The sequence below is a fragment of the Prevotella sp. P4-51 genome (genome assembly GCF_002251455.1).
Classification (GTDB): Bacteria; Bacteroidota; Bacteroidia; order Bacteroidales; family Bacteroidaceae; genus Prevotella.
Genome location: NZ_NPJM01000057.1, coordinates 38,158 through 57,459, shown reverse-complemented (window position 1 = coordinate 57,459; position 19,302 = coordinate 38,158). Strand labels below are relative to the sequence as shown.

Genomic DNA, 19,302 nt, shown 5'->3' with positions numbered 1-19,302 from the left:
CAAAAAAAATCATTGTCAACCTTTGGATTGACGATTTTTCGTTGTACTTTTGCAGTCGGAATAGGGCCTGTATCATCACGATACGGGCATAGTCCGTAAATGACTACATTTTTTATAACAAATAACAATTATGGTAAACTACAAAGAATTAGGCCTCGTTAACACCCGCGAGATGTTTAAGAGAGCCATCAATGGCGGTTATGCTATCCCTGCATTCAACTTCAACAACCTGGAGCAGCTGCAGGCTATCATCAAAGCTTCTTCTGAGCTGAAGTCACCGGTTATCCTTCAGGTTTCTAAGGGTGCCCGTAACTATGCTAACGAGACTCTGCTCCGTTACATGGCAGAAGGTGCAGTAGAGTATGCCAAGGAATTGGGCTGCAAGCATCCTGAGATTGTTCTCCACCTCGACCACGGAGACAGCTTCGAGCTCTGCAAGAGCTGCGTTGACCTGGGCTTCTCTTCTGTAATGATTGACGGTTCTGCTCTGCCTTACGAGGAGAATATCGCTCTTACCAAGAAGGTAGTAGAGTACGCTCACCAGTATGACGTAACCGTTGAGGGTGAGCTCGGCGTATTGGCAGGTGTTGAGGACGAGGTTTCTTCAGACGTATGCCACTATACAAAGCCTGAGGAAGTTATCGACTTCACCACACGCACTGGCGTAGACTCACTGGCTATCTCTATCGGTACTTCTCACGGTGCTTACAAGTTCACTCCCGAGCAGTGCACCCGCGACCCCAAGACCGGCAAGCTCGTTCCTCCTCCATTGGCATTCGACGTTCTGGATGAGATTATGGTTAAGCTGCCTGGCTTCCCAATCGTTCTCCACGGCTCTTCTTCTGTTCCTCAGGAGTATGTAGACATGATCAACGAGTACGGTGGCAAGCTGCCTGACGCAGTTGGTATCCCCGAGGAGCAGCTCCGCAAGGCTTCTGAGAGCGCCGTTTGCAAGATTAACATCGACTCTGACTCTCGTCTGGCCTTCACCGCTGCCGTTCGCAAGGTATTCCACGACAAACCAGGAGAGTTCGACCCACGTAAGTACTGCGGTCCCGCTCGCGACCTCATGGAGCAGATGTACAAGCACAAGATTACTGACGTGCTCGGTTCTGACAACAAGCTCGCAAACCTCGACTAATCATCGCGCCGCATAGACGGCAACAATGATAACCCAAATGATGAGGCGGAGTCCATGACCTATGGGCTCCGCCTCTCTGTATAGATGCGCACTGGAGAGATGGATGGATGGCGCAAAGACAGCAACAGGCGCATCAAAGAAGAGCCCCGGTGAAGACGCAATGGTCGTCTTCGCCGGGACTCTTGTCATCTGTCGTATTGTGTACCGCCAGCCTTCGCCCACAGACGAAGACCGGCGGCAATGGAAGGGCTACAGACCGCGGGCCTTGAGCAGTCCGGAAGCGTCGGGAGAGGTCATGCCTGTGAAGTCGGTGAACATCTCCATCTGGTCCTTGGTGTTGCCACGGCTGAGGATTTTCTCGCGGAACGCCTTGCCCACTGCGGGGTCGAGGGCGCCATGCTTGGCAAAATAGTCGGCAATGTTGACTGCCAGCACCTCGGTCCACAGATAGCTGTAGTAACCGGCAGCATAGCCACCGCCCCATACGTGGTTGAAGTAAGAGGTGGAATAGCGTGGAGGTATCTGCGCGTTGAGCAGGCCCACCTTCTTGAGCGCCTGGCTCTCAAAGAGAGGAGCCTTGTCGGCGGTGGGCACCTCGTCGGCCTTCATCAGGTGCCAAGCCATATCGACGCTGGTGGCGGCAAGGTTCTCGCCCAGAGCGTAGGCGGTCTGGAAATTGATGCTCTCGAGCATGCGCTTCTTCAGGTCGGCAGGCATGGGAGCTCCGGTGACGGCATGGCGCACGTAGTGGTCGAATATCTCGGGGATGGAGGCAAACGACTCGTTGAACTGAGAAGGCATCTCGACGAAGTCGCGGGCTACGGCTGTACCGGAGAGCGTGTTGTAGCGGCAGTCGGACAACATGCCGTGCAGGGCGTGACCAAACTCATGGAAGAGCGTGGTAGCCTCGTCCCAGGTGAGGAGCGAAGGCTGGCCTTCGGGCGCCTTGGCGTAGTTGCATACATTATATATAATAGGTAACTGATGACGCTCTCTGCTCTGCTTGGCAAAGGCGCTCATCCATGCGCCACCGCGCTTGGTGGGACGACGGTAGTAGTCGCAATAGAACAAAGCCAGAGGACTGCCATCGGCATTGCTTACCTCGAAGACCTTCATATCGGGATGATAAGTGGGGATGTCGGGGCGGCGCTTGAACTGGAGACCGTAGACGCGCTGGGCTGCATAGAAGACACCCTTCTCTACGACGCTGTCAAGGTTGAAGTAAGGCTTCACCTCGTCATCGCTGATGTTGAGCACCTCCTTCTTCATGAGCGCAGAGTAGTAGAAACGGTCGTAGGGCTGGAGCTTGAAGTCGGCGCCCTCAGTCTTCTGTGCATAGGCTTCGATGGCGCGAGTCTCGGCGTCGGCCTTGGGCGAATACTCCTTGATGAGCTGGGCGAGGAACTTGTTGACATTCTGCGAGTTCTTGGCCATAGTCTTCTCGAGCGAGTAGTCGGCATAGTTGGCATAACCCATCAGGCTGCCCTTCTCGGCGCGCAGACGAGCCATTTCGGCCACGATGGAGAAGGTGTTGAACTCGGGGCGCGTGCCGTCGGCGCGGTGGATGCTGGCCTCATAGACCTGGCGTCGCAGGTCGCGGTTGCGCAGACTGGCGAGGATGGGCTGCTGTGTGGTATTGATGATTACGATGCAGTAGGGAGCCTTGGCACCACGGCTCTCGGCATCCTTCTTGCACTGGGCGATGTCGGCATCGCTCAGACCGTCGAGCTTCTCCTTGCTGTCGACCCATACCACAGCGTTGTTGGTCGCCTCGGGCAGGAGGTTGCCCCACTGCTGCTGGAGGTCGGAGATACGCGAGTTAATCTGCTTCATGCGCTGCATCTTGTCGGCAGAGAGCATGGCGCCCGAACGCACAAAGCCCTTATATATCACCTCGGTGAGTCGCTGGTCTTCGCCGGTAAGGCTCTTGTACTCGTGGTCGTATACATACTTGATGCGCTCGAAGAGCTTCTGGTTGAAAGATATCTCATTGTCCAAGTCGGTGAGCAAGGGTGTCACCTTCTTCTCGGTGTCGGCGATGACGGGCGTCTTGTGGGCACTGCAGAGTCCGAAGAAGACATTGCTGACATTCTCGAGCAGCACGCCACTGTTCTCGTAGGCGAGGATGGTGTTGGCAAAGGTAGGTTTGGCCTTGTTGTCCACTATCTTCTGGATGTTCTCACGCTGTTGCTTGACCGCAGCCTCGATGGCAGGCAGGTAGTCGGTCTCCTTGATGCGTGCGAAGTCGGGCGCTCCAAAGGGGAGAGTGCTCTTCTGGAGCAGCGGGTTCTGTCGACAGGTCTTGTTGCCGTGGTCACAGCATGCACTACCGGCGTGCTGGGCATCTGCGGCGACAGGCATTTGCAGCAAAGCTGTTGCCAGTCCGATGGTAATAAAAGCCTTGTTGATTTCCATATTGATGATTGTTTGAGTCTTGTGCCTACAAATTTACTCAATACTATTGGTATAAAAGACAAAAACCATTAACATTTTTGTCTTGCGTGGCAATTTGTTGCCAACTGGGGCACCCGCACATGCGCAGAGTGCCCTGCCACGGGTGCAGCCTATTTCAGATAGAAGAGGAAGTCCTCGCCGTCCCACTCCCAGCCCACGATGTCGTAGCGGATGAGGCGTGCCAGTATCTTGATGACCAGGAAACGCTTGATGTGGGCTATCTTGGAGATGACCTGGAGAGGCTGGTGAGGATTGAGACGCATCATCTCCATCAGCCCCGACTCGGTATCGGTGTAGGGCATCACGTTCTCTTCGCGCTGCTCTTGTTTCCACATCTCTATAATTACGGGCGACGCCACCACATTCTCATCCTTGATGCGCATATAGGCGGTCTTGTGGCCCTCGTCGTCGAAGGCGCACACCGGCTTGGCAGTAGCGGGCGGAATGGTGGCAACCACCACATTGCGCCCATCGACATGATAGGTCTTGAAGTTGATGTCGGCCTCGGGCTCACAGCATCCGTAGGCCGCACGGGTCATCATGTAGATTTCCTCTTCGGTCTTGACTCCGGCTATGGTACCGTCGTCGCGCACGCCGATGAGCAGGCGGCCGCCCACGGTATTGGCAAATGCCGACACCGAACGCGCCAGTTTGCCGGCGTCGGTGATTTCGTACTTGAAGTCCTGCTGCCGGTGCTCGCCCTGAGCCGTGAGGTCGTGTATGTATTGACTGTCGTCGCGCATGGTGGATGAAGAATTATTCCTGATAACGCTTGGTGCGCACCTTGAACTTGTCGAAGCCCTCGCCATAGACTCCGATTACAGCACTCTGTGACACAAAGGCTTTGGGGTCTATCTCGTTGATGAGCATGAATATCTTGTGAGACTCGCTCTTCTTGGCCAGCACGAAGAGCATGTGGACATCGCGGCCCGAGTAGAAGCCATGGCCGTTGACCACGGTCACGCCGCGGTGGGGGTCATTGATGATGCGGGCACCAATCTCTTCATACTTGTCGGAGATGATGAAGAACTGCACCGAACGGCGCATGGAGTTGACCACATAGTCTATGCAGAGCGACGAGACGATGAGTGTCACATATCCGTAGATGATTTTCTCCCAGTCGTGCAGCACAAAATAGCTCGAGGTGATGATGGTAAGGTCGACCACGAGGAACACGCGGCCCAAAGATATGTTGCGATACTTGCTGATGATGGCTGCCACGATATCCGTGCCTCCGGTAGAGCCGTTGAAAGCCAGTCCCAAGCCGATACCGCTACCCATGAACACACCGCCGATGATGGAGGTCATGAAGGGGTCGCCCTCCAGCAGATGGATGCTCTCCAAATGCTCCTGGAAGACGGCGGAAAGCGCCGTGAGCAACGACACCGCGTAGATGGTCTTCACGCAGAAGCGCCAGCCCAATATGCGGAGCGCAATGAGAAGCAGCGTGGCGTTGATGGCAAAGTAGGACATCTGGACGGGGATGTCCATGCCCCAGTAGAGTACCGATGATACACCCGGCACACCGCCCGTAGGTATCTTGTTGGGCAGCAGGAAGATGGTCCAGCCCAATCCATAGGAAATCATGGCTATGCTTATCATCACATAGTCACGTATCTCTTTGCGTATTGCCTTCTTTCTTTCAATAGTCAAGGTCATTGTCGTCGATGTATTTATTATGGTTATAAAGTGTGTGCAAAGTTACGCAGTTTTCCACGATAATATGTTTGATTGTTATCCTTTTTTCTCTAATTCTTGATTAAAAGGAGATAGTTTTTGTCCCTACCTTTCAGTCTATAATCTTATAGTGGCGCAAAGCGTGGGCTATGCCGTGGTTGTCGACATCGGTGGTGACGAAGTCGGCAGCCGCCTTGACATCGTCGGCACTGTTGCCCATAGCCACGCCAATGCCAGCAGCACTGAGGATGGCGATGTCGTTGCCACCATCGCCGAAGGCCATGGTCTGGCTGATGTCAAGGTGCAGGAAACCGGCCATCTCGCGCAAGCCAAGTGCCTTGTCGACACCCTGGCGGGTAAAGTCGGTAAACTCCGGGTGCCAACGGCCCGAGGTGACATGGCGCAGACGTGGGCTGAGTGCAGCTTCCTGGGCGCGGGTCATAAAGGGCGACAACTCCAGGATGCCCTCTGTGCCCAGGTCCTTGAGCGTCAGGCTGTAGTCGAGCACATCTACGCCAAGCCCCTTGACATAGATACGGTCTACGAGGTCGGAATTGTTGTAGACCACGATGGTCCGCTCACCGTCTACCACCACCGGATAGTGGTTGTCGATGGCGTCGGCGAGCACGGTAGCCACGTCGTCGGGGTCCATAGGGTGACGGCTCACCACCGTATCGCCCACCACGCAGTAGGCACCATTGGTGGTGATATATCCGTCGATGAGGTGAGCGATGGGCTTGAGGTTGGTGATAAAGGCCATGGGGCGGCCCGTGGATATATAGATGCCCACGCCACGCCGGTGGGCTTCCTCGAGCGCCTCTACGGTAGAGGCGGGCACGGTGTGGGGGGGGAAGCTCACCAACGTGCCGTCGATGTCGAAAAAGAGTGCTTTGATATTCATTATCGTCGTCTAATCGTTGTCATACATTCCTCTGAACCATCTCAGTTCGTCGTAGGTCTGGCGGATATCGTCCATATCGATGTCGAAGGTGCGGTCGACCGTACGCGGCGAGTCGTGGAGGGAGTGAGAGAAGAGCCAGTCGTAGGTCTTCTGCAGATAGAAGAGGCGTGCGGGTGTGCCGTGGTTGCCCCCTTTTATCCAGTCGTAGCGCAGCAGCTGGTCGTTGCCGCTCTGCTGCAGATAGTCGACCACTCGCTTGGACTGGGCTATAGGCACGGCGCGGTCGGCGGTACCATGCATGATCCACAAGGGCACCTGGCCCAGCCCCGCGGGCTCCTTCACCGAGCAGCCTCCGCAGAGCGCCATGGCAGCTGCCACCTTGTCGGGATAGGCTGCCACAAAATCCATCGTGCCGTAGCCTCCCAGGCTCATGCCCAGGACATAGACGCGGGTGGTGTCGATGGCATAGTGTGCCACGGTCCACTCCAGCAGGTCGTTGATTTTCTTGGGGTTCCACGCTCCACCTCCGTTCTGCGGCGCCAGCACCACAGCAGGCACAATCTTACCCTTCTGTATGGCGTGGAGCACCCCATAGCGGCGCACCTTTTCCAAATTGTTGCCACACAGACTGGCGCCGTGGAGGAATATGACCAGCGGCACGCCACGTCCCTCTGCTTCGTACTCCTCGGGAGTGAATATCCAGAAGTTGTAGCTTCCCGGAACCTTGCCGCGCATGGCCTCCATCTTGCCCTGACCGTCGGTGGCTGCATGGGCGGCAAGCGTCGTGAGCCACAGCAAGGCCAGGAATATCGTCTTCAGTTTCATCAGCTATGTCTTTATACGTTATTGCAAAGTTAATGATAAACCAGCAATAATATGTGACAATAGCGTTAATCTTTATAAATCGCGCCATAATCGATGATGATGTTGACAAAGGTCAACCCGCACCCCGACGAGGCTTACACAAACGCTGCCGACGCCGCCATCATCACGGTGCTTGCCGCTGCGAAGGCTATTTTTATAAAAAATAGCGCCGGATATGCCTCTGCAAGTGTTTTTTTTATCCCTAAGGCCTAAATTCTGCCAATTTATTGCTACCTTTGTACAAAACTATTAGCTTTAACAATGGAAATATTAAGAAAATTATCTGTCAAGGCCTTCCTGGCTTTGAGCGTAATGTGTGGTGCCACCACGGCTGTCCACGCTGAAAATCTTACGCAGTATGTGAATCCCTATGTGGGAACCGGCGGCCATGGCCACGTGTTCCTCGGTGCCAATGTTCCCTTCGGCTACATCCAGCTCGGTCCTACCGAGAAGACCCGTGGATGGGACTGGTGCTCGGGCTATCATTATAGCGACAATGTACTCATCGGTTTCGGTCACACCCACCTCAGCGGAACCGGCATCGGTGACCTGGGCGACATCGCTCTGCTGCCCGTATCTACCGCTGCGCAGGACTCTGTAATCTTCGCCCACAGCGACGAGACCGTCCGCCCCGGCTATTATGGCCTGAAGCTCAACAACCCCAATGTCAAGGTAGAGCTCACCGCTACACAGCGCGTGGGTATGCATCGCTACACATTCGCCAATGCCAAGAAGGCGCTGATGAAGCTCGACCTGCTGCAGGGCATCGGATGGGATACGATGAAAGTATGCGGCATGCGCCAGGTGAGCCCAACACTGATAACAGGCTATCGCAAGTCTACAGGATGGGCCAAGAACCAGCAGGTGTATTTCGCAGCCGAGTTCTCCACTCCCGTCAAGATGGTGCAGAGCAATGACACCATCGCCGTGCTCGAGCTCGCCGACGCCACCCGTCCCGTGCTGGTCAAGGTGGGTCTCTCTGCCGTCAACGAGGGCAACGCCATGCTCAACATGCAGGCCGAGGTGCCCGGTTGGGACTTCGACGCTGTAGCCAAGGCTGCCGACGAGGCTTGGAACACCGAGTTGGGCAAAATCAAGATTGAGACCAGCAACGCCAACGACCGCGCCATCTTCTACACCGCCATGTATCACTCGATGACCGCTCCCTCTGTATTCTCCGACGTCAATGGCGAATACCGTGGTGCCGATTACAAGATACACCGTGGCAAGTTCACCAACTATACCACATTCTCTCTTTGGGACACCTACCGTGCCAACATGCCTCTGATGTCGCTCATCCATGCCGACAAGGCTGCTGATATGGCACAGACCTTTATCCATATCTACAAGCAGCAGGGCAAACTGCCTATCTGGCATCTTATGGGCAACGAGACCGACTGTATGGTGGGCAACCCCGGCGTGGCCATCCTCGCCGACTACGTGCTCAAGGGTCTGGTGGCTGACAAAGAGGCAGCCTACGAGGCCATGAAGGCTTCGGCCATGAAGGACGACCGTGGCATGGACCTGCTCAAGAAGTATGGCTACATCCCCTGCGACCTCGACCCCACTTATGAGACTGTGGCAAAGGCTCTGGAGTATGCCCTCGCCGACGCCGGCGTGGCCAAGGTGGCCAAGATGCTCGGTCACGAGGAAGACTACCAGTACTTCTACAACCGCAGCCAGGTTTACCGCCGTCTCTTCGACCCCGCCACCGGTTTCATGCGTGGCGTTGACAGCAAGGGCAAGTTCCGCGAGCCCTTCAACCCCTTCCACGCCGTACACCGTCAGGACGACTACACCGAGGGTAATGCCTGGCAGTATGCCTGGCTCGTTCCCCACGATGTTCATGGTCTCGTGAGCTGCTTCAAGAGCGAGAAGCGATTTGTCTCCAAGCTCGACAGCCTCTTCATCGTCAACGGCGACATGGGCGCCGAGGCTTCTCCCGACATCTCGGGCCTCATCGGACAGTATGCCCATGGCAACGAGCCCAGCCACCATATATTATATATGTATAACTACGTAGGCCAGCCCTGGAAGGGTGCACGCCTCATCCGCCAGACACTCGACGAGATGTACAAGAACGAGTTCGACGGTCTCAGCGGTAATGAAGACGTAGGCCAGATGTCGGCCTGGTACATCCTGTCGAGCGTAGGTCTCTATCAGGTAGAGCCCGAGGGCGGCAAGTTCATCTTCGGCTCACCCATCTTCGACCGCGCCACACTCAATGTCGGCGAAGGCAAGACTCTCGACATCGTTGCCCGCAACAACAGCAAGAAGAATATGTACATCCAGAGCGTCAAGTGGAACGGCCGTCCTTATACCAAGTCGTATATGGACTATGCCGACCTGATGAAGGGCGGTGTGCTCGAGTTTGTAATGGGTGCCAAGCCCTCTAAGTTCGGCACCAAGGTTAAGGACCGTCCCTAAATGACACTATCTATGAACATCAGCAATATCACAAAGGTGGCAATCGCAGGATTGCTCACCTTTGCTGCCACGACCTCGGCCCAGGCCCAGGCTTCGGTAAACCAGAAAGAGTTCGGACAGGAGTATATCGACGCCATAGCCGTCGCCACACCCTACGTATCCAAGCGCCCGGCTGTCGAGGAACGCCTCTTCCGTTCCAAGGTCATCGAGCAGTGCATCAAGGACATGAAGAAGCGTCTGAAGGACTCGCCCTATCTCGCCTGGATGTTTGAGAACTGTTTCCCCAACACCCTCGACACCACCGTGCACTACGAGGAAGACGCCGACGGCAACCCCGACACCTTTGTCTATACCGGCGACATCCACGCCATGTGGGGCCGCGACTCTGCAGCCCAGGTATGGCCCTATCTCCAGTTTGCCAAGAAGGACAAGAATATCCAGCAGATGATCAAGGGTGTCATCCTGCGTCAGTTCAAGAACATCCAGTACGACCCTTACGCCAATGCGTTCCACCGCGACTTCGCCGAGAAGAGCCGCTGGATGAGCGACGACAGCGGCATGAAGCCCGGACTGCACGAGCGTAAGTATGAGATAGACAGCTTGTGCTATCCGCTGCGCCTGGCTTACGAGTACTGGCTCGTCACCGGCGACGCCTCTATCTTCGAGGGTCAGCTCTGGCAGGATGTGGTCAAGAATATCCTTGCCACCTTCCACGAGCAGCAGCGCAAGAATGGCCCTGGCTCCTATAGGTTCCTGCGCGTCACCGACCGACAGCTCGACACCGTCTGCAACGTGGGCCTTGGAGCCCCCGTGCGTCCTGTCGGACTCATCGCATCGGTCTTCCGTCCATCCGACGATGCCACCACTTTCCTCTTCCTTATTCCTTCCAACTTCATGGCAGTGACCACCCTCAACAAGATGGCCGACGTGCTGACCCGTGTCAACGGCAACAGCCAGATGGCCAGCCAGTGCACAGACCTGGCCAACGAGGTGAAGGCCGCGCTGCAGAAGTATGCCGTCTACGACCATCCCAAGTATGGCAAGATCTACGCCTACGAGGTCGACGGTATGGGCAACCACCTGCTCATGGACGATGCCAACGTGCCCAGTCTGCTCGCCATGCCCTATCTGGGTGATGTCGACATAGATGACCCCATCTACCAGAACACCCGCCGCTTCGTGTGGAGTGAAGACAACCCCTATTTCTTCCGCGGTAAGGCTGGCGAAGGCATCGGTGGTCCCCACATGGGCTACGACATGGCTTGGCCTATGAGCCTCATCATGCGCGCCATGACCAGCCGTGACGACAAGGAGATCAAGGAGTGTGTGCAGATGCTTATGGACACCGACGCCAACACGGGAGTCATCCACGAGTCGTTCGACATCAAGGACTCGATGCACTACACCCGTCCCTGGTTTGCCTGGCAGAACACTCTCTTCGGCGAGCTTATCCTGAAGCTCGTCAAGGACGGCAAGACCGACCTGCTTATCTCATGCAAGAAATAAAACCTGATAACAACAATGAAAGAAATCAATTTAGCCAATAAGAAGGTGAGCCCCGTTGCCTGGGTGCCCACCCTCTATTTTGCCATGGGTATGCCCTTTGTGGTGCTCAATATGGTACTGTCTCTCCTGTACAAGGACCTGGGCATAGGCAATGCAGAGATTACCTTCTGGACCGGCCTCATCATGCTGCCCTGGACCCTGAAGTTCCTGTGGAGCCCCCTGCTTGAGCTCTACAAGACCAAGAAGTTCTTCGTAGTCCTCACCCAGGTAGTCAGTGGCGTCGTCTTCGGTCTGGCAGCCATCTCGCTCCACCTCCCCGACTTCTTCGCCATCTCTATAGCCCTCTTTGCCGTAGTTGCACTGAGTGGTGCCACCCACGACATTGCTGCCGACGGCACCTATATGGGCGTGCTGTCCAAGGAGGACCAAGCCCGGTGGATAGGCTGGCAAGGTGCGTTCTACAATATCGCCAAGATTTTTGCTACCGGACTGCTGGTGTGGATAGCCGGCATCATCACCCCCATGGTGGGAGTGCTCAATGCCTGGACCGCCATCCTCGTCTTCCTCTGCGTGGTGATGACCGCGCTGGGTATCTACCACTACTTCATCCTGCCCACCGACGGCAAGCACAACGACGACAAGAAGAGTGCCAGCGAGACACTGAAGGAACTGTGGGATGTGCTCAAGGAGTTTGTCCAAAAGGCACACATCATCTACTACATCCTCTTCATCATCATCTATCGCCTCGCCGAGGGATTTGTGATGAAGGTGGTGCCCCTCTTCCTCCACGACCCCGTTTCCCAGGGTGGACTCGGACTGAGCAATGAGCAGATTGGCACCTACTATGGCACCTTCGGAGCCGCAGCCTTCGTGGTGGGCTCTATCCTCGGCGGCAACGTCATCGCGCGCTTCGGTCTGAAGCGGGTGCTGTTTGTCCTCGCCCTTATCTTCAACCTGCCCTTCCTGGTCTATACCTTCCTTGCCATCTACCAGCCCAGCAGCCTCTGGCTCATCGGCGGCGGCATCGTGATAGAGTATTTCGGCTACGGATTTGGCTTCGTGGGCCTCACCATGTTTATGATGCACCAGATAGCTCCCGGCAAGAACCAGATGTCCCACTATGCCATCGCCTCGGGTATCATGAACCTCAGCGTGATGGTCACCGGCATGTCGAGCGGAAAGCTCACCACGCTGTTGGGCTATGAGGGCTTCTTCCTCTTTGTGCTGATATTCATCATACCCGCACTGCTTATCACCTGGTTTGTGCCATTCACCTATCCAGACAAGAAACAATAATATTCATACAACCAAAATCATCACGATTATGAGCAAACTGATTATTGAAGGACAAGCCCTGCCCAACATGCCTTGGGAAGAGCGTCCGCAAGACTGCAAGAATGTAATGTGGCGTTGCAGCGACAACCCCATCATCCCCCGCGACCTGCTGCCCACCAGCAACAGTATCTTCAACAGTGCCGTAGTACCCTTCGGCAATGGTTTCGCTGGCGTTTTCCGCTGCGATGATACCAACCGCCGCATGGTGCTCCACGTAGGCTTCTCTGAGGATGGCAAGAAGTGGAACATCAATGAAGAACCGCTCCGTTTCCAGTGCGACAACGAGGAAGTGGGACAGTGGGTGTATGGCTACGACCCACGTGTGTGCAAGATAGAGGACAAGTACTATGTCACATGGTGCAACGGCTACTACGGCCCAACCATCGGCGTGGCATGGACCACCGACTTCAAGACCTTCCACCAGCTGGAGAACGCCTTCCTGCCTTACAACCGCAACGGCGTGTTGTTCCCCAAGAAGATCAATGGCAACTTCGCCATGCTCTCTCGTCCTTCTGACACTGGCCACACTCCCTTCGGCGACATCTTCTATAGCGAGTCGCCCGATATGTGCTTCTGGGGCAAGCACCGCCACGTGATGGCTCCCGCTCCATTCGAGCAGAGTGCATGGCAGTGCATGAAGATTGGTGCCGGCCCCATCCCAATCGAGACCAGCGAGGGCTGGCTGCTGTTCTATCACGGCGTGCTCCACTCTTGCAATGGTTATGTATACAGCTTCGGTTCGGCTCTGCTCGACCTCGAGCAGCCCTGGAAGCCCATCTACCGCAGCGGTCCCTACCTCATCTCTCCGCAGAAGCAGTATGAGCTCACCGGCGACGTGCCAAACGTATGTTTCCCCTGTGCCGAGCTTCACGACCCCGAGACCGGACGCGTAGCCGTTTACTACGGTTGTGCAGACACCGTCACCGGACTGGCCTTCGGCTACATCCCCGAGATTATCGAGTGGACCCGCAAGAACAGTATCATCTGATAGCACCCATTATGTCGGCTTCCTCTGCGGAGCCGTCATCACAACCCTTACGAGAGGATGTCGGCACAGCGCCGTCATCCTCTTTTTTTGCGCATTAGCACCAAACGGTCTAACCCCGACAGGTCTTCTGACTCATATTCATGCCATACTGATGGAGGCATAACTCGCTATGGCTTCACCCAGACCAGAGCCAATCTGCTCAAAACCGGAAATAGCCTAAATTAAGATCAAGTAACGGTTAGAGACAATGAAATCATAGCACGAAAAGATTATTTCCTGCTGCCATATACATAAATTGCAACGCGCAATGCGTTGCAATCTATGTATTTGTAAGTTATCTGTCACGGGCTGTGCGCCCAGGGATCACTCGGCTGTGAGATAGAGCACACGGCTTGACCATCCGTTGGTCTCTACATCGGTCTTGTGATTGTAGGGGAAGTCGAGTCCGTGGTTCATGAGGAAGGCGCCGCTATAGAGACGGCCCTCGCAGAAGAGGGGGTCCTTGTCGATGCGGTTGAGCTCGTGCACGCGATACATGCGCTGCGGGTCGAGACCAGCCATGCACACGCGGGGCAGATGGTCGTCTACGAAGTTGGCCATCTTCCACCAGTAGAACACAGCCTTGTCCTTGGCCTCAGTCACATACATGAGCGAAGCGATGTGCTGGTCGTCGTAGGGGCTCACCAGGCGGTAGAGGTCGCCCATCTGCACCACAGGCCGTATGGTCTTGTAGTCGGCGATGGCACGCTTGGCAAAGTCGCGCTCGGCGTCGGTCATATCGCAGGGCTGCATCTCCATACCGAGGCGGCCTGTCATAGCCACATCAAAGCGATACTTGATGGGCAGACGGCGCATGGTCTGGTGGTTGGGCGATGCGCTCACGTGCGAAGCCATGCCGATGGCGGGAAAGAAGTGGCTGGTACCCCACTGCATGTAGATGCGCTGCAGGGCGTCGGTGTTGTCGCTCACCCACCACTCGTCAAAGTAGGGCAGTATGCCCCAGTTGACGCGGCCGCCACCGCTGGCACAGCTCTGCATCACCACGTCGGGATACTTGGCACGTATGCGCTCGAGCACCTTCTTCAGGCCCGCGTGATAGGCGATATAGAGGTGACTCTGGTTGGCGGCAGAGAGCGTCTGCGAACCGTGAGACATGATAGACATGTTGGCGTCCCACTTGATATAGGCTATCTGCGGATAGCGGGTAAGCAGATTGTCGACCACGCCGAAGACGAAGTCCTGCACCTTGGGATTGCCCATGTCGAGCACCAGCTGGTTGCCGCCGCGTCCACCCACGAGCGGACGGTTCTTGGCGTTGATGATCCAGTCGGGGTGGCGCTCGTAGAGTTCACTCCGCTCGTTGGTCATCTCGGGCTCGATCCAGATGCCAAACTTGATGTCGTGGCGCTTGGCGTCGTCGAGCAGAGCCTCGATGCCACCGGGCAGCTTACGGGTGTCGGCCACCCAGTCGCCCAGAGCAGCGTCGTCGGTGCGCTGATACTTGCCGCCAAACCATCCGTCGTCCATCACGAAGAGCTCGCCGCCGAGGGCCTTGAAATCGGCCATCATCTGGTCCATCTTCTTCTCTTCGACATTCATATACACGCCCTCCCAGCTGTTGAGCAGGATGTCGCGCACCTGGTTGCCGTGGCAGAGTTTGTACTCGCGGCCCCAGCGGTGGAACGTGCGGCTCACACCGCCCTTGCCCTCATTGCTGTAGGTGAGCGCCAGCACAGGGGTGACAAAGCGTTCGCCCCGAGCCAGATGGTAGGCAGAGCACTCCTCGTCGATGCCAGCCAGCAGATAGTGGTAGTCGGTATTGTAGGTCTCCACCTGCAGACGGTAGTTGCCGGTATAGCAGAAGGCTGCTCCGATGGTGCGTCCGTGGTTCTCTGCGGGCTTGCCGTCGAGCGAGAACATCACCTCGGCATGCTCTGTCTGCGAGTTGCGCACACCGTTCTTGTTCTTTACGGTCACAAATCCACGCTGCAGCGGATGCTCTACGAGCCTTGCCTCGTTGCCCCATGCTCCGTGGAAGCGTGTCATCCACACATCGCCGCGGCGTATGGGCAGCATGGCGCTGGCAAAGCGGTTGAGGGTGATGGGGCGTTTCTCGTAGTTTTCTATCTCGGTCCATGTCTCGATGATATCCACATCGCTATAGGCGCGATAGCAGATGTTTACCACCACGGGGTACACCTTGTCCTGCATGCGCACGATAGTCACCGTGGCTTTGGGCTCTGCCACCACCTTGGTGTCTGTATAGCGCAGGTCGGTGGCCATAGCCCCGTCGGCGTGGGTTATGGCGAGTGCGGGTTCATGCACCAGTTCCGACCCGTAGGTGGGATAGATGGGGGTGCGCGCCAGAGGTACGGCGTTGTCGAGGTCATGCTTGCCAAGACGCTCGCCAAGGTAGACATAGCGGGGCTGCATGTCTTTCGACACTTCCAGGACTAACGACATGTGGGGAGTCTCCACCGACACGCGCTGGGGCTGTTCGGCGGCGTGGGTCACGGCCGCTGCCAACAACGACAGCATCACAAAGATTTTTCTCATCATTATATGTTTTTTAGTTATTGTTCGCCTATATATATTAATAGTGTTCGCCGATATACAGATAGTGTTCACCCATATACTGATAGTGTTCACCGATATACAGATAGTGTTCACCGATATATTAAAAGGTATGGCCCGAGCGCTCATCGTGTCTGCGACCAGGGCAGCCATCGGGGCAGGGCGCAGGGACCTAACTTTCTACAAAGTTAGCCAAAGGTTGGTGCATGGCAAAAGAAAAGGGCGATTATTTTCACTCCATCCATGATGATTGTCAATTATCACGGTTTCTTTAGAGTCCATCGCCACCACTACACCGACCATGCCGCCCACCGCAGCAACTACGCCGGCCACTGCAGCGACTAAGCCGACCACCGCAGCAACTACGCCGGCCGCGCCTCTGACCACAGTTGTCGGCTCGTATCAATAGTCACGAGAGCCCGTGACTTACGATACGTGGGCTCGTGACTTACGACACGCAACCACGTAACTATTGATACGAGCCCGCAACTGCGGTTAGATATTTTATTCATGCACCAAAGGTAGTTAGCAAGTCTAAGGTTGGGGCGGTGATTTAGAATAAAAGAATACCAAGTTGAACCATGATTGCAAAAAAATGTACTATATTTGCAAAAAAAGCATCAAAAGAGGCGGGCTATTCAGATTTAATTTGTATTTTTGCCAATAGTCAGGTTTTGGTCATCTTTAGTGTAACACTAAGACAAGCGAAATGTCTGGCATGAGCATATCATGGACAGGCTGTTGTTGTCCTGATACTTATAGAACTTTCCATTTAAGGTGTATTGTACTAAAAACATTTAATAACTAACGATTATCACAATGAAAAAATTATTTGCATTTACGGTTTCCCTTTTTTGTTTAGTAACAAATGTGGCTGCTCAAACTACCAAATTTCTCAAAGTATGGACGTACTATCACTATCATGATATGTTACAAAAAAAGATTTTATTTCGCTATTTGATGTTGTTTGTCTTTTTGTGGGGAATCACCTCCCAAATAGAGGCGAAGAAGGAGAAACGTGTCATTATACAGGGTATTGAATATAGTCTTACCACAAGCGTAGGTATTCTATATGGTTCCGTGGATAATTTGTACCCGGAACAAATGAAAGACCCTACTTGCTTAGATATACCTGCCTATGTATCTTATAAAGGTAAGAGTTATCCTATATTGTTTTGCTCCCTTAATAGTGATGTCGCCAAGAATATTCGTTACCTTACGATACCTAAAACATTACGTATTGGCGACCATAGTTTTACCAAATATACGTCTTTAGTATCCGTTGATTTCGAAGATGGAGTAGAAGAAATTGGAAATTTCGCCTTTTATCAATTACCAAACCTGGAATATATTCATTTACCTGAATCAATAAAGAAAATAGGAACCGCTGCATTTAAATACTGTGATAAACTAAACAAGATATATTTGTTTAATGAGAACATGAAAATAGGAAATGGCGCTTTCTCCAACTGCAAATCTCTTACTTATGCGTATGTTAATGTACATGGAGTGACCATGAAACAAATCTTTGGGGACTATAAGGATAACTATCTTGACACTCTGGATTTGGGTTATAGAACCGTGATAGAAAAAAACATGGTGCGTGATTGCACAAGACTTCGAAAAGTCCGTTTCGAAGGCACTAAACGAATAGAGGATGGTGCCTTTAGTGGATGTATGTCACTTCCTTCTATCGAACTGCCAAAACAATTGGAATATATAGGTAATTATGCTTTCGATAATTGCCATAGTCTGTCAAAGATTGTTATTCCATCTAAAGTGACCTATATAGGAGATATGGCTTTTGCATTTTGTTATAAACTAACTGAAATTTATGGACTCACTTCCAAAATTACAATTCATAACGGGGTGTTTGACAGCTGGGGTTATACGCCATTTAGTTCTGCATTTTATACATTAAAAGCCAACAACTTTGAGTATGGTGGCCTCTTTAAGACATTTAGCGAATATGCCAAACCCTTAATAGAGGAAGATATAAAGAATTGGCAGAAAAAATCAGAATTTGAGAAACAGTCAGAGTGGAAGAAACGCGTAACCGCCGTCAATCAGAATCTAAAGGTAAAGGAACTGACAAAAGAGTATAAGTCAAAATACCTCAACACCAACAAACGTGTGGACTTGAGATATTTTCTTGCTGCCTATGACCCTGAAAATGAAACTTTTCCTGTGTATATCAAAAATGTAGATACGTTATTCATAAAAGTCCCTATTGCGCAAGCTCCGACATTTAAGGAAAAATGGAAAAATGATGTTAAAATAACACCGAACTACGATATTGTTAACGATAGAGCCGCTATTGTTTCATTCTCGTTCAAACTGGGTAACAATGTATATAAATCGCTTAACAACTATGTGCCTGACCAGAATTTGTCTGCAAATATAGATTTGCCAGAAATAATAGTTGACGTAGCTGACAATAAAGTACAAACGACACCGCAATCATTACAAAAAGCGAAAACTCAGCCTGTTGCTATAATAGACCGTACGATAGACAAAGACATTCCTGTCTCTTCTGTCAACTCTTCGAACACGTTTGCCTTCATAATAGGCAATGAGAATTATCAGAATGTTGCGAGTGTTCCTTTCGCAGTCAATGATGCAAAGATTTTTTCTGAGTATTGTCATAAAACATTAGGTCTTCCGAAAGAAAACATAAAGGTTTATATTGATGCTACTTATGGTAAGATATTGGGTGCGTTGAGTACATTAAAACAGATTTCGCAAGCATACAAGGGTGATATAAATGTTATTTTTTACTATGCCGGTCATGGAGTGCCAAATGAAAAGAACAATGAAGCCTATCTGCTGCCAGCAGATGCTACACCATCTATGTTGGAGGCATGTTTACCATTAAGTAGTCTGTATTCTTCAATCGGAAGCATCGATGCCAAGCAAGTCATAGTTTTTATGGATGCCTGTTTCAGTGGTAGCCGTAGAGAAAACGGTATGATTGTTTCTGCACGAGGTGTAGCTATCAAGCCAAAGAAAGACATAGTGACTGGTAATGTAGTAGTCTTTTCTGCTGCAGATGGGAGCGAAACAGCTTATCCATATAAAGAGAAAGGACATGGCTTGTTTACGTATTTCCTGCTTAAAAAGTTAAAGGAGTCACGTGGAAATGTAACTCTTGGCGATTTGGCAGATTACGTTAAGACCAATGTATCGCAAAAGTCAATAGTTGTGAACAACAAATCACAGACTCCTACCATTTCATCATCTGCCCAAATGCAGGATGTATGGCGCACGATGAAACTGTTTAGGAAATAAAATATGATTATCCGTTATGCAGGTTGCGTCCTCTTTCTGGATATGCCATATATAATATAAGGTGAAAAAATCAAATCAATAATTGAGCCCCTTAAAGAAGGGGCTCAATTATAACAAACAAGTCGGAACATTTTGCTAAAGTTTCAA

At 52.8% G+C, this 19,302-nt stretch carries 13 protein-coding genes; 7 read left to right on the top strand and 6 right to left on the bottom strand.

What is annotated here, in order from left to right; genetic code table 11:
- The first annotated feature begins 130 nt into the window (after positions 1–130).
- Complete coding sequence (locus CIK94_RS09240; protein WP_094384852.1) at positions 131–1,141, top strand: class II fructose-bisphosphate aldolase; 1,011 nt, start codon at positions 131–133, stop codon at positions 1,139–1,141.
- A 249-nt stretch (positions 1,142–1,390) separates the two neighbouring features.
- Here CIK94_RS09240 and CIK94_RS09235 read toward each other — a convergent pair whose 3' ends face one another.
- The 5 genes from CIK94_RS09235 to CIK94_RS09215 form a co-directional block, all read right to left on the bottom strand.
- The gene (locus CIK94_RS09235) at positions 1,391–3,556 is read right to left on the bottom strand and encodes a M3 family metallopeptidase (protein WP_173845698.1); all 2,166 of its coding nucleotides are present in this window, start codon (positions 3,554–3,556) and stop codon (positions 1,391–1,393) included.
- 149 nt (positions 3,557–3,705) lie between these two features.
- The gene (locus CIK94_RS09230) at positions 3,706–4,338 is read right to left on the bottom strand and encodes a helix-turn-helix domain-containing protein (protein WP_094384846.1); all 633 of its coding nucleotides are present in this window, start codon (positions 4,336–4,338) and stop codon (positions 3,706–3,708) included.
- Between the two features lie 13 nt (positions 4,339–4,351).
- Positions 4,352–5,254 carry a YitT family protein gene (locus CIK94_RS09225; RefSeq protein WP_022311704.1) on the bottom strand — a complete coding sequence of 301 codons (903 nt, stop codon included), beginning with the start codon at positions 5,252–5,254 and terminating at the stop codon, positions 4,352–4,354.
- Between the two features lie 130 nt (positions 5,255–5,384).
- Positions 5,385–6,173 (bottom strand): Cof-type HAD-IIB family hydrolase, encoded by a 789-nt coding sequence (locus CIK94_RS09220; RefSeq protein ID WP_173845696.1) that lies wholly within the window; start codon positions 6,171–6,173, stop codon positions 5,385–5,387.
- 9 nt (positions 6,174–6,182) lie between these two features.
- On the bottom strand, positions 6,183–6,998 hold the full coding sequence (locus tag CIK94_RS09215; RefSeq protein ID WP_022311706.1) for a prolyl oligopeptidase family serine peptidase: 816 nt from the start codon (positions 6,996–6,998) through the stop codon (positions 6,183–6,185).
- Positions 6,999–7,091: 93 nt separating this feature from the next.
- Between CIK94_RS09215 and CIK94_RS14430 the strand changes: the two genes are divergently transcribed.
- From CIK94_RS14430 to CIK94_RS09195, 5 genes are read left to right on the top strand one after another with little or no spacing between them, the layout of a single operon-like run.
- Positions 7,092–7,250, top strand: a complete 159-nt coding sequence (locus CIK94_RS14430) for a hypothetical protein (protein ID WP_022311707.1) — start codon at positions 7,092–7,094, stop codon at positions 7,248–7,250.
- Positions 7,251–7,298: 48 nt separating this feature from the next.
- The gene (locus CIK94_RS09210; RefSeq protein WP_094388164.1) at positions 7,299–9,464 is read left to right on the top strand and encodes a GH92 family glycosyl hydrolase; all 2,166 of its coding nucleotides are present in this window, start codon (positions 7,299–7,301) and stop codon (positions 9,462–9,464) included.
- Between the two features lie 12 nt (positions 9,465–9,476).
- The gene (locus CIK94_RS09205) at positions 9,477–10,970 is read left to right on the top strand and encodes a glycoside hydrolase family 125 protein (RefSeq protein ID WP_094422776.1); all 1,494 of its coding nucleotides are present in this window, start codon (positions 9,477–9,479) and stop codon (positions 10,968–10,970) included.
- A gap of 15 nt (positions 10,971–10,985) precedes the next feature.
- Positions 10,986–12,266: an MFS transporter gene (locus CIK94_RS09200; RefSeq protein WP_022311710.1), complete on the top strand. Its 1,281-nt coding sequence runs from the start codon at positions 10,986–10,988 to the stop codon at positions 12,264–12,266.
- 28 nt (positions 12,267–12,294) lie between these two features.
- Positions 12,295–13,293, top strand: a complete 999-nt coding sequence (locus CIK94_RS09195) for a glycoside hydrolase family 130 protein (RefSeq protein WP_022311711.1) — start codon at positions 12,295–12,297, stop codon at positions 13,291–13,293.
- A 363-nt stretch (positions 13,294–13,656) separates the two neighbouring features.
- Here the strand turns inward: CIK94_RS09195 and CIK94_RS09190 are convergent, their stop codons facing one another.
- Positions 13,657–15,852, bottom strand: coding sequence for an alpha-galactosidase (locus CIK94_RS09190; RefSeq protein WP_094422774.1), 2,196 nt, complete (start codon positions 15,850–15,852; stop codon positions 13,657–13,659).
- A gap of 834 nt (positions 15,853–16,686) precedes the next feature.
- Here CIK94_RS09190 and CIK94_RS09180 point away from each other — a divergent pair.
- A complete protein-coding gene (locus tag CIK94_RS09180; RefSeq protein ID WP_094388161.1) occupies positions 16,687–19,155 on the top strand; it encodes a leucine-rich repeat protein in 2,469 nt (822 codons plus the stop codon).
- Positions 19,156–19,302 lie beyond the last annotated feature (147 nt).